Here is a 12,732-nt window from a genome sequence, read left to right as displayed (position 1 = left end):
ACGACCCTGAGGACGGCCCGGCCCGCACGCAAGGCGCGTCATCCGGGCCGTACGCGACGGGCCCTGGGTCAGCCGGGGGTGGGCCGGCTGAGGCGGAGGTTGTTGAGCGGGCGGCCGGGGCCGTCGGCGATCTGCTTGATGATCAGCTCGGCGAAGCGCCGGTAGCCCTCGCCCGTCGGGTGGTAGCTGCGGGCGTTGACGCGCAGCTCCTTCACGTCCACCGCCAGCCCGTTCAGGTACGGCGCGGGCTGCCCCACCTCGTGCCCGCTGAACGCCTCGTAAGCGTCGATGTACTCGGCGCTTCCAGGCGCGCCGAAGGCCGCGATGGCGCGGTCGAAGTCCCTGACCACCGACCCTACGGTGTCGTTGAGCCGCCGCGTGACGTCGTTGAGCCAGCGCTGGTCGGCCACGCTCAGGTTGTCGACGGTGGCCACCGGGTCCTCGGGGAACGGCCGCGGGTAGCCGAGCACGATCACGCGCGCCTCAGGCGCGCGCACCCGCAGCTCCCTGAGCACCTGGAGCACGCTCGTACGCAGCTCCTCGATGCGCCGGCTGACCGCGGTCTCCTGATCGACGCACGCCGACGACCAGGGGAGCTTGGCGATGCACCCGGTGAGCACCTTGCTGAAGCCGGCGTCGTTGCCGCCGATGCTGAGCGTGATCAGGCTGGTGCCCGCGCCGACCCGGGAGATCTGCGGCGGCTGGCCGTGCTGCCCGGTCAGCAGCTGGCGGGTGGTGGCGCCGCTGCAGGCGTAGAAGGCGGTGCCGCCGCCGAACCGGTACGCCTTGGCGACGAGCGGCACGTACGAGCCGGTGGCCCGGTGGCAGCGGTCGGCGCCCTCGTTGATCGGCTGCTCGTCGAGCTCGTAGACGCCCTCGCCGGAGGAGTAGGAGTCGCCGAGCGCCACGTAGGTGCCGCTCTGCGCGGCCTGCAGGGCGGTCAGCCGGGTCACCCGCGGCAGGTCGCCGGCGGGCGAGCCGGGCGGGCAGCCCGCGTCGAGCAGCGCGCAGGCCAGCTTCGGATAGACCCCCAGAGGCAGGCAGGCCAGCGCCAGCACCACGCCGGTCGCGACCGCCACCCCGACCTTGATGAGCGACCACCTGGTGTCCCGTCCAGCCCCGTCCAGCGCGACCTCCCCGAGCGGCGACTCCTCATGGCTGCGCTGACGAGACTACCGAGCCGATCTCCGGGGCGGGTATGTCCGGACGGGTCAGGGCCGGGCGACCGGATCGGCCGGATCGGCCGGGTCCGTGGGGTCCGTGGGGCCGGTCGGGTCGGCCGGGCCCGGCGGCTCCGGCGTGTGGCGGCGCCGCTTGACCACGTGCCAGCCCAGCGCGATGCCGAGCGCGAGCACCGGGATGAGGAAGAACGCGACGAGCTGGTCCTCGTCGGCGAACGGCATCAGCAGCACCACCAGCGCGAGGAAGCCCAGCGTCAGCCAGTTGGTGTAGGGGGAGCCGGGCATCGGGAACGTGGAGCGGTGGCCGCTGCGGCGCAGGCGGGTCTGGCAGAACACCAGCACGCCCCACGTGGTGATCACGCCGAGCGAGGCGCAGGCGGTGGCGATGTTGAAGGCCCGCTCGGGCAGGAAGTAGAACAACGCCACCCCGCCGAGCAGCATCGACGCGGTGAACAGGATGCCGCCCATCGGCACGTGGCGTGAGCTGAGCGTGGCGGCGAAGGAGGGGGCCTCCCGCTTCAGCGCCATCGAACGCAGGATGCGGCCGGTGGCGTACAGGCCGGAGTTGCACGACGACGCGGCGGCGGTGATCACCACGAGGTTCATCGCGTCGGCCGCCCAGGGCACGCCGAGCCCGGCGAAGACGGTCACGAAGGGCGAGGTGCCGGCGCGGTAGGCGGTCCACGGCAGCACCATGGCGAGCAGCAGCACCGAGCCGACGTAGAAGATCGCGATGCGCCACACGACGCCGTTGATCGCGCGGGGCATGACCTCGTGCGGCCTGGCCGTCTCACCGGCGGCGATGCCGACCAGCTCGATCGAGGCGTACGCGAAGACGACCGACTGCAGGCTCATCAGCACCAGCGGGAACCCGGTCGGGAAGAACCCGCCGTGCGCCACCAGGTTGTGCGGCCCGGCGTCGCCCACCGCGAACACCACCAGCACCAGCCCCACGATCAGGAAGGTCGAGATGGCCAGCACCTTCAGCAGCGCGAACCAGAACTCCAGCTCGCCGAAGAGCCGCACGGACAGCAGGTTGACGGTCATGACGATGCCGAGCGCGATCAGCGCCGTCATCCACTGCGGGAAGGCGGGCGCCCAATAGTGGATGTACGCGGCGATCGCCGTCAGCTCGGCGATGCCGGTGAACGCCCAGTTGATCCAGTACATCCAGCCGCTGGCGAAGGCCGCCCACGGTCCGATGAACTCACCCGCGTACTCGACGAACGAGCCCGCCACCGGCCGGTAGAGCACCAGCTCGCCGAGCGCCCGCATGACGAAGAACGCGGCCAGTCCCGCGATGGCGTAGGAGAGCACGAGGGCGGGCCCCGTGGCGGCCAGGCGGCCTCCCGCGCCCAGGAACAGGCCCACGCCGATCGCCCCGCCGATGGCGATCATCTGGACCTGCCGGTTGCCCAGCGCCTTGCGGTATCCCTCGTCCGTCTCCGTGCGCACCGAGTCACTCCTTGGCTACGAAACGTGACATCGAGGATATCGGTGCCGTGTGCGAAGCCCGCCGCCGCCTCGCCGGTCCGCTGCGGCCGGGAGGAGATACGGACTGTCAGTGGCGGGGATTAAAGTCTGATCCGCACGTCCGCTTCGAGACTGGGAGGCGCGGTTCCATGTCGTCCAGCGACTCGTTCGTCCACCTGCACGTCCACACCGAATACTCGATGCTGGACGGAGCCGCGCGGCTGAAGCAGATGTTCCAGGTGGTCGGCGAGCTGGGCATGCCGGCGATCGCCATCACCGATCACGGCAACATGCACGGCGCCTACGACTTCTACAAGCAGGCGACGGGGGCGGGCGTCAAGCCGATCATCGGCATCGAGGCGTACGTCGCGCCGGAGTCGCGCCACAACAAGCGGCCGGTGCTGTGGGGCGAGCCGCACCAGCGCAAGGACGACGTGTCGGCGGGCGGTTACTACACCCACATGACGATCTGGGCCCGCAACAAGACGGGCCTGCACAACCTCATGAAGCTGTCCTCGCGCGCCTACACCGAGGGCTTCGTGCGCAAGTGGGCCCGCATGGACGCCGAGCTGCTCGCCGAGCACGCCGACGGGCTCATGGCCACCACCGGCTGCCCCTCCGGCGAGGTGCAGACCAGGCTGCGCCTCGGCCAGTACGACGAAGCCCTGAAGGCCGCCGCGAAATATCAGGACATCTTCGGCAAGGACAACTTCTTCCTGGAGATCATGGACCACGGCCTCGACATCGAGCGCCGCGTCCGCGACGGCCTGATCCGCATCAGCCGCGAGCTGGACATCCCGCCGCTGGTCACCAACGACTCCCACTACACCTACGAGTCCGACGCCGCCTCCCACGACGCGCTGCTGTGCATCCAGACCGGCAAGCGGCTGTCCGACCCCGACCGCTTCCGCTTCGACGGCACCGGCTACTACATCAAGAGCGCCGACGAGATGCGCGCCGTCGACTCCTCCGACCTGTGGGCCGAGGGCTGCCGCAACACGCTGCTGGTGGCCGAGAAGGTCGACACCAGCGGCTTCTTCGAGCACAAGAACCTCATGCCGACGTTCCCGATCCCCGACGGCATGAGCGAGACCGAGTACTTCCGCAAGGCCGTCTGGGAGGGCATGGCCCGCCGCTGGCCGGAGGGCTACGACGAGGAGCACCGCAAGCAGGCCGAGTACGAGATCGGCGTCATCGAGCAGATGGGCTTCCCGAGCTACTTCCTCGTGGTCGCCGACTTCATCAACTGGGCCAAGCAGAACGGCATCCCGGTCGGTCCCGGGCGAGGCTCGGCGGCGGGGTCGCTGGTGGCGTACGCGCTGGGCATCACCGACCTCGACCCGCTCCCGCACGGCCTGATCTTCGAGCGGTTCCTCAACCCCGAGCGCGTGTCGATGCCCGACGTCGACGTGGACTTCGACGAGCGCAGGCGAGGCGACGTCATCCGCTACGTGACCGAGCGGTACGGCGCCGACAAGGTCGCCATGATCGCCACGTTCGGCACCATCAAGGCCAAGGCCGCCATCAAGGACGCGGGCCGCGTCCTCGGCTACCCCTACGCGCTCGGCGACCGCGTCTCCAAGGCGTTCCCGCCCGCCGTCATGGGCAAGGACATCCCGCTCTCGGGCATCTTCGACCCCGACCATCCGCGCTACGCCGAGGCGGGCGAGCTGCGCCGCCTCTACGAGGAGGATCCCGACGTCAAGGCCACCATGGACCTCGGCAGGGGCCTGGAGGGCCTGATCCGGCAGACCGGCGTCCACGCGGCCGGCGTGATCATGTCGCGCGAGGTGCTGACCGACCACATCCCGATCATGCGCCGCGACTCCGACGGCGCGATCATCACGCAGTTCGACTACCCGACGTGTGAGACGCTCGGCCTGCTCAAGATGGACTTCCTAGGCCTGCGCAACCTCACCATCATGGACGACTGCCTCAAGCTGATCGAGGCGACCACGGGTGAGAAGGTCGATCTGCTCTCGCTGCCGCTCGACGACCGCAAGAGCTACGAGCTGCTCGCCAAGGGCGACACGCTGGGCGTGTTCCAGCTCGACGGCGGCGGCATGCGTTCGCTGCTGCGCCTCATGCGTCCCGACAACTTCGAGGACATCTCCGCCGCCCTCGCCCTCTACCGGCCGGGCCCGATGGGCGCCAACTCCCACACCAACTACGCGCTGCGCAAGAACGGCCAGCAGGAGATCACGCCCATCCACCCCGAGCTGGAAAAGCCGCTCGAGGACATCCTGGAGACCACCTACGGCCTGATCATCTACCAGGAGCAGGTCATGGCCATCGCCCAGCGGGTGGCCGGCTTCTCCCTGGGCGCCGCCGACCTGCTGCGCCGCGCGATGGGCAAGAAGAAGAAGGCCGAGCTGGACAAGCAGTACGCCAGCTTCGAGCGCGGCATGAAGGAGAACGGCTTCTCCGCCGAGGCCATCAAGGCGCTGTGGGACATCCTGCTGCCGTTCTCCGACTACGCCTTCAACAAGGCCCACACGGCCGCCTACGGCCTCATCGCTTACTGGACCGCCTACCTCAAGGCCAACTACCCGGCGGCTTACATGGCGGCGCTGCTGACGTCGGTCAAGGACGACAAGGACAAGTCGGCCCTCTACCTCAACGAGTGCCGCCGCATGGGCATCAAGGTCCTGCCGCCCGACGTCAACGACTCCGACTTCGACTTCACTCCGCGCGGCTCCGACATCCGCTTCGGCCTGTCGGCCATCCGCAACGTCGGCGCCAACGTCGTCGAGGGCATCATCAACGCCCGCAAGCAGAAGGGCCGCTTCACCGACTTCAAGGACTTCCTGCGCAAGGTGCCCGCCGCCGTCTGCAACAAGCGGGTGATCGAGTCGCTGATCAAGGCGGGCGCGTTCGACTCGCTCGGCCACCAGCGCAAGGGCCTGGTCATGGTGCACGAGCAGGCCGTCGATGCGATCATCGACATCAAGAAGAACGAGGCCATCGGCCAGGACTCCCTGTTCGGGGCGATCGACGGCGGCGACGACCAGACCTTCGACGTGCAGATCCCCGAAGGGGAGTGGGACAAGACCACGCTGCTGCAGTTCGAGCGGGAGATGCTCGGCCTGTACGTCTCCGACCACCCGCTGTTCGGCGTCGAGCACATCCTGGCGGCGGGGGCCGACTGCTCGATCGCGGCCGTACAGGACGAGAGCAGGCCCGACGGGCAGGTGGTGACCGTGGGCGGCATCCTGAGCGGGGTCCAGCGCAAGGTCACCAAGAAGGGCGACACCTGGGTGCTGACCCAGCTCGAAGACCTCGCGGGCTCGATCGAGGTGATGATCTTCCCGTCGACGTACCAGCTGTGCTCGACGGTCGTGGCCGAGGACGCCATCGTGTTCGTCAAGGGCCGCATCGACAAGCGGGAGGACGTCGCCAAGATCATCGCCATGGAGGTGACGGTGCCCGACCTGACCCAGGAGGCGGGCGGGCCGGTGAAGGTCAACCTGCCGCTGGCCCGCTGCACGCCGCCCGTGGTCGGCAGGCTGAAGGAGATCCTCACCACCCATCCCGGCACGTCCGAGGTGCACCTGCAGGTGCGCAACGGGCCGCGCACCACCGTCCTGCGGGTCGACGACCGGCTGCGGGTCACGCCGTCGCCGGCGCTCATGGGCGACCTCAAGCAGCTCCTCGGCCCGGCCTCGGTCACCACCTGACGGCCCGGCTGTATCGCCGCCTGACGGCCCGCGCCCCGGCCTGCTCCACCGAGGTCGGCCGGGCGCGGGCCTACGGCCGCGGGCCGGGCGGCGTTCGGATCACGGAGCGGGCCGGGCGGTGTTCGGCAACCCTCGCCGTCGCCTCCCCGGCCGGCGTGGGGCAGGATCGCATCGTGAGCGAACTGCACTACCTGACCGCGACCGAGCTGGCCCGCCTCATCAAGACCCGGGAGGTGAGCGCCGTGGAGGTTCTCCGCGCCCACCTCGACCGCATCGACAAGGTCAACCCCGCCGTCAACGCCATCGTCACGCTCGCCGCCGACCAGGCGCTGCGGGCGGCGGAGGCGGCCGACGCGGCCCTCGCGGCCGGCGAGCCGGTGGGGCCGCTGCACGGCGTGCCGGTCGCGCACAAGGACCTGCTCGACACGGCCGGCATCCGCACCACGTACGGATCGCCGCTGTTCGCCGACCACGTGCCGGAGCAGGACGACCTGGTCGTCAGGCGGCTGCGCGCGGCGGGCGCGATCAGCGTGGGCAAGACCAACACCCCGGAGTTCGGCACCGGCTCCCACACGGTCAACGAGGTGTTCGGCGCCACCAGGAACCCGTACGACCTGACGAAGTCGGCGGGCGGCAGCAGCGGGGGAGCGGCCGCCGCGCTGGCCACCGGCATGGTGCCGCTGGCCGACGGCACCGACATGGGCGGCTCGCTGCGCAACCCGGCCTCGTTCTGCAACGTCGTCGGGCTGCGGCCGACGCCGGGCCGCGTCCCCACGCCGTCCGTCACGGCCGCCTGGTACACGCTGTCGGTGTCCGGGCCGATGGCGCGGACGGTCGACGACGTCACGCTCATGCTCGGGGCCATCGCCGGGTTCGACCGGCGCTCCCCGTTCGCGATCAAGGAGAGGTTCGCGCCGGAGCCCGAGCAGGGCGTGGCGGGGCTGCGGGTGGCGTGGAGCCCCGACCTGGGCGGCCTGCCGGTCGATCCGCGCACGGCGGCGGTGACCGCGACCGCGCCCGCCGTGTTCGAGGGGCTCGGCGCCCGCGTGGAGGAGGTCGAGCTCGACCTCGAGGACGCCGACGACGCGTTCAGAACGTACCGGGCCTGGTTCTACCTGCTCGCCCACGGCGACAAGAGCGGCCTCGGCCCCAACACCGCCTGGAACGTCGAGCAGGGCCGCAAGGTCACCGGCGCCGACCTGGCCAGGGCCGAGATGGCGCGCAGCCGCCTCTACCAGCGCATGGCCGACTTCTTCGACACCTACGACGTGCTGATCGCGCCGGTCAGCCAGGTGCCGCCGTTCCCCGTCGAGCATCCGCACGTGAGCGAGATCAACGGCCAGAAGCTGCCCGACTACCTGTCGTGGATGCGCTCGGCCTACCTGATCAGCGTGCTGCACGCGCCGGCCGCGTCCGTGCCCGCCGGGTTCACCGAGGACGGTCTGCCGGTGGGCGTGCAGATCGTCGGGCGGCCGTTCGAGGACGCCAGGGTGCTGCGGGTGGCGCGGGCGTTCGAGCACGCCACCGGCCACGGGCGGCGCAGGCCCCCGCTGTAGCGGCTAGAGCCGGTCCGGGTCGCCGGGCTCGATGCCGTACGGATGCCGCAGCGGCGACTCGCGATAGCCGTGCATGCCCTCAAGGAGGGCGAAGAACCCCACGGCCAGCAGCGGCCAGCACACCAGCACGCCGGAGGCGGTCAGCTTCAGCGCGCCGGGCACGATCGTCACCCCGGGCGCGGCGGCCGCCTCCACCGTGACCGCCCCGATGGTGAACGTGGACCCGATCCACAACGTCAGAAAGGACGCGAGCACCCCGCCCGCGCAGAGCCCCAGCAGCACCGGCAGCATCCACCGGCGGGCGATGAACCAGGCGACCCCGCCGCACACCAGCCCGAGACCGCCGGTGATCACCGCGAACCAGCCGTCGGCCGCGATCAGCGCCTGCGTGGTGGGGTCGGCGAGCACCGTCTGGCCCTGCCCGGTGACCTGGTAGGGAGCCCGGGGCGACAGCCCTGACCAGAGCAGGCCGGCGGCGGCTCCGAGTGTGGCGAGAGTGAGGACAGTTACCGCAAATGCGCGTACTTCCCTCGCCACGCCACTCCCCCTCACATGTACGTCCGAATCAGCTCGATGGTATCTCCCGGTTAGGCTCACTTCGTGATTGCTGAAGAGGTCTGGCTGATAGAACCCTCCGGTCCCCTCCGGGGTGACGTCGAAGTACGCGGTTCCAAGAACGGCGTGTCCAAGCACATGGTCGCCGCCATGCTCGGCGACGGCGAGAGCAGCATCCACAACGCCCCCGAGGTCGGTGAGGTGGGGATCACCGCCGAGATGCTGCGCGCCCTTGGCATCCACGTCGAGATCTCCGGTACGGAGATCAGGATCGAGCGCGGCGCCGAGATCGAGCCGCGGGTGCCCGACGCGTTCACCGGCCTGAACCGCATCCCCATCCTCATGCTCGGCCCGCTGCTGCATCTGGCGGGCGAGGCGTTCGTGCCGCTGGTCGGCGGCGACCCCATCGGGCGGCGGCCGGTCAACTTCCACGTGGACGCGTTGCGGGCGATGGGCGCCGAGGTCGAGGTGAAGGAGACCGGCATCTACGCCAAGGCCAAACGCCTCAACGGCACCCGCATCGAGCTGCCGTACCCGAGCGTGGGCGCCACCGAGACCGTGCTGATGTCGGCGGTGCTGGCCGACGGCAAGACCGTGCTGAAGAACGCCGCCACCGAGCCCGAGGTGGTGGAGCTGGCGCTGTTCCTGCAGCGGATGGGCGCGCGGATCGAGCTCTCGCCCGACCGCAGGATCGTCATCGAGGGCGTCGACCACCTGCGCGGCGCCTCCACGTGGCTGACCGGCGACCGCATCGAGGCGTTCTCGTACCTCGCCGCCGGGCTCATCACCCAGGGCGAGGTACGCGTCCACGGCTGCCCCCAGGACCGCCTGGTCACCGCCATCACCACGCTGGCCAGGATGGGCGCCCAGTTCGAGATCAACGACGAGTACCTGTGCGCCACCGCGCCGCCCGAGGGCCTGCGCGCGGCGGCCGTGCAGACCGACACCCACCCGGGCTTCATGACCGACTGGCAGACGCCGCTCATGGTGCTGTTCACCCAGAGCCACGGCATGTCCGTGCTGCACGAGACGGTCTTCGAAAACCGCCTGGTGTACGTGCCCGCGCTGCAGAAGATGGGCTGCGAGATCGAGGTGTTCGACCAGTGCCTCGGCGGCCCCGCCTGCCGCTACCACGACACCAACGCGCGCCACTCGGCCGTCGTGCGCGGCGTGTCCAAGCTCAAGGGCGCCGACGTGACGCTGCCGGACATCAGGGCCGGGTTCTCGGCCGTGCTGGCCGCGGCCGTCGCCGACGGGCCCTCGACGCTGCGCGGCGTGCACCACATCGAACGCGGTTACCACCGGCCGTTCGAACAGTTCGCCTCGCTGGGTCTGAACATCCGCAGGCAACGGTAAAGAGCTGCCAGCCGGGCGTTTGCCGCCGATCGGGACGTCGCACACAACTCACGTGAGCGTACTCAGATCCATCGGGGCACTCGGGCTGGCGGGAGCGCTGGGCGGGCTGCTCACGGCCGCGCTGGCCGTCCCGGTGGTGGGCGGGGGCGGCATCGCCACGAAGAACGCCGTGAACCACTTCGTGGACCTGCCGCCCGCCCCGCGCGAGGAGCAGCTCTCCCAGGTGACCAGGCTGCTCGACAGGAACGGCCGGCCGTTCGCGCAGTTCTACGAGGCCAACAGGACCGTCGTACGGCTGGCCTCCGTCGCGCCCGTGATGCGCAAGGCCATCGTGGCCATCGAGGACGCCCGCTTCTACGAGCACGGCGGCCTCGACGTCAGGGGCACGCTGCGGGCGCTGCTCACCAACACCCAGGCGGGCGGCATCAAGCAGGGCGGCTCGTCCCTCACCCAGCAGCTCGTCAAGAACATCCTGGTGGAGAGCGCCCGCACCGATGAGGAGCGCGACCGGGCCCGCGCGCCCAACCTCGCCCGCAAGATCACCGAGCTGCGGCTGGCGCTCGCGCTGGAACGCAAGTACCGCAAGGACGAGATCCTCGAGCGGTACCTCAACATCGCCTACTTCGGGGCCGGCGCCCACGGCGTGGAGGCGGCGGCCAGGCGGTTCTTCTCCACCTCCGCGGCCAAGCTCACGCTCACCCAGGCGGCCACGCTGGCGGGGGCGGTGCGCATGCCGTACTCGACCGACCCCTCGCTCGGACGCGAGCACCGCGAACGGCTCAAGGCGCGGCGCGACCTCGTCCTCGACCGCATGGCCGGGCTCAAGTGGATCACCCAGCAGCAGGCGGCCCAGGCCAAGAGCTCACCCCTCGGGCTGCGGCTGCGGCCCGAGCCGGGCGGCTGCGCGCAGAGCGACTACCCCTTCTACTGCGTGTACGTCCAGCAGGAGCTGCTGTCCAACCCCGTCTTCGGCAACACCGCCGCCGAGCGGCGCCGCCGCATGGCCAGGGGCGGCATGACGATCAGGACCAGCCTCGACCCCGTCGCCCAGCGCGCCGCGGAACAGGCCATCCGCAGATACGTCTCGCCCAAGGACACCGAGGTGGCCGCCGAGGCCATGGTCGAGCCCGGAACCGGGCGCATCAGGGCGATGGCCGCGAGCAAGCACTTCGGCCCCAACCCCGGCAACCGCAAGAACGGCCCCAGGACCACCTTCAACCTCGCCGCCGACGTCGCGCACGGCGGCGGGCAGGGCTTCCAGGCCGGATCGACGTTCAAGGTGTTCACCCTGGCCACCGCGCTGCAGCAGGGCTGGCGCTTCGGCGACGGCTTCCAGACGCCCGGCTCGCTGACGCCGTCCCAGGGCTACCGCAACTGCGCGGGACGCCCCGTGAACGACCCCGGCACCCGCATCCACAACGCCAGCGGCGAGGGCGAGGGCGGCCCGCACAGCATCGAGACCGGCACCTGGAAGTCGGTCAACATCTTCTACATGATGCTGGAGCGCAAGGTCGGGCTCTGCAACGTCGTCCGCACCGCCAAGAAGCTCGGCATCGTCAGGGCCGACGGGCAGCCGCTGCGCGAGGTGCCGACGTTCACGCTCGGCATCAACGAGATGGACCCGGTGACCGTGGCGGCCTCGTTCGCGGCCTTCGCGGCGCGCGGGCGCTACTGCCGGCCGCTCGCCATCGTCGAGATCACCGGCAGGGACGGCCGGCGCACGCACATCCCGCCCGCCTGCGAGCAGGCCATCGAGGCGCCCGTCGCCGACGCCGTCAACCACGTGCTCACCGGCGTCTTCGACAAGGGCACGATGAAGGGGCAGAGCATCGGGCGGCCGGCCGCCGGCAAGACCGGCACCAACAACGGCTACACCTCCGCCTGGTTCGCCGGCCACACGCCCGACCTGGCGGCGGCGGTCAGCGTGGGGGACATCCGGGGGTCGTACCGGTATCCGCTGCAGGGCGTGGAGATCGGCGGGCGGCACTACGGGTCGGTGCAGGGGGCGTCGCTGCCGGGGCCGATCTGGGTGGAGTCGATGCGGAAGGCTCTGCGGCGTACGGAGCCGACCCGCTTCCACAAGCCCGACATGTCCCGCTTCGGTGGCGGGCACACGCCCGGCCTGGAGAAGGCGCTCGCCGAGGAGGAGCGCAAGCGGCGCATGCACCCCTTCCTGCGGCGGCACCGGCGGCTCTTCGAGTGGCTGCTCGGGCAGGACGCGATCACCTCGCCGCGGCGTGGGCGCACGGAGTTCACCCTCGAATGGCCCCCGCTCCGCCGCCACCACCCCGCCACCCACACCGCCCCACCCGCCCAACCGAGCACGGCCCCACCCGCGCAGGCGCGCCCGCAGCCTCCCGCGCGGTCCCGCCCGCAGCCTCCCGCGCGGTCCCGCCCGCAGGCGCCAGCTCAATCGCGCCCGCAGGCGCCCGTCCAATCGCGTCCGAAGCCGCCCGCGCAGGCGCGCCCGCAGCCGCCTGCTCAGTCCCGCCCGCAGGCGCGTCCGCAGCCGGCCGCCCAACCGCGTCCGCAACAGGCGGCGCAGCCCCGCAGGCAACCCCCTGCGCAGTCTCGCCCTCAGGGCCCTGCTCAGAACCGCTCACAGCCGTCTGCTCAGCAGCGTCGGCAGCCTTCTGCTGGTGACCGCTCGCAAGGCAGCGGATCCGGCCGGGCGCAGGGTCGCGGGTCAGGTCGTTCGTAGGGCGGCTGATTTGGCCGCGTGTTGCGTGGCGGGTTCGGGTTGGGCGCAGGGTGGCGGATCGGGTCGTTCGTAGGGCGGCTGATTTGGCCGCGTGTTGCGTGGCGGGTCCGGGCCGGGCACAGCGTGGCGGGCAGACCGCGCACAGGGTGCTGCTCCGCCCCAGTCCTAGCGGGCCCGCCGCAGCTCGTTTCGCCAGTCGTGGTTGCGTGGCTCGGAGGGGCCGTCGGGCCAGA

General features: G+C 70.9%; 7 protein-coding genes. 4 read left to right on the top strand and 3 right to left on the bottom strand.

Going from position 1 to position 12,732, the window contains the following annotated elements:
* Positions 1-68: 68 nt before the first annotated feature.
* Positions 69-1,079 (bottom strand): SGNH/GDSL hydrolase family protein, encoded by a 1,011-nt coding sequence (locus AB0K67_RS08095; protein WP_364054774.1) that lies wholly within the window; start codon positions 1,077-1,079, stop codon positions 69-71.
* 132 nt (positions 1,080-1,211) lie between these two features.
* Positions 1,212-2,636, bottom strand: coding sequence for an amino acid permease (locus tag AB0K67_RS08090; RefSeq protein WP_364054771.1), 1,425 nt, complete (start codon positions 2,634-2,636; stop codon positions 1,212-1,214).
* Positions 2,637-2,803: 167 nt separating this feature from the next.
* Between AB0K67_RS08090 and dnaE the strand changes: the two genes are divergently transcribed.
* Entirely contained in the window at positions 2,804-6,331 is a 3,528-nt protein-coding gene (gene dnaE, locus AB0K67_RS08085) for a DNA polymerase III subunit alpha (protein WP_364054768.1), read from the top strand.
* A gap of 173 nt (positions 6,332-6,504) precedes the next feature.
* The gene (locus tag AB0K67_RS08080; RefSeq protein WP_364054766.1) at positions 6,505-7,887 is read left to right on the top strand and encodes an amidase; all 1,383 of its coding nucleotides are present in this window, start codon (positions 6,505-6,507) and stop codon (positions 7,885-7,887) included.
* Between the two features lie 3 nt (positions 7,888-7,890).
* Here the strand turns inward: AB0K67_RS08080 and AB0K67_RS08075 are convergent, their stop codons facing one another.
* Entirely contained in the window at positions 7,891-8,295 is a 405-nt protein-coding gene (locus tag AB0K67_RS08075; RefSeq protein WP_364054763.1) for a hypothetical protein, read from the bottom strand.
* 192 nt (positions 8,296-8,487) lie between these two features.
* Between AB0K67_RS08075 and murA the strand changes: the two genes are divergently transcribed.
* Positions 8,488-9,798, top strand: coding sequence for a UDP-N-acetylglucosamine 1-carboxyvinyltransferase (gene murA / locus AB0K67_RS08070; protein WP_364054760.1), 1,311 nt, complete (start codon positions 8,488-8,490; stop codon positions 9,796-9,798).
* Between the two features lie 52 nt (positions 9,799-9,850).
* A complete protein-coding gene (locus AB0K67_RS08065) occupies positions 9,851-12,499 on the top strand; it encodes a transglycosylase domain-containing protein (protein ID WP_364054757.1) in 2,649 nt (882 codons plus the stop codon).
* Positions 12,500-12,732: the final 233 nt, after the last annotated feature.

This window comes from Nonomuraea sp. NPDC052634 (assembly GCF_040678535.1).
GTDB lineage: Bacteria > Actinomycetota > Actinomycetes > Streptosporangiales > Streptosporangiaceae > Nonomuraea > Nonomuraea fastidiosa.
The sequence above is the reverse complement of the archived record's forward strand: the minus strand, read 5'-3'. Positions and strand labels throughout refer to the sequence as shown.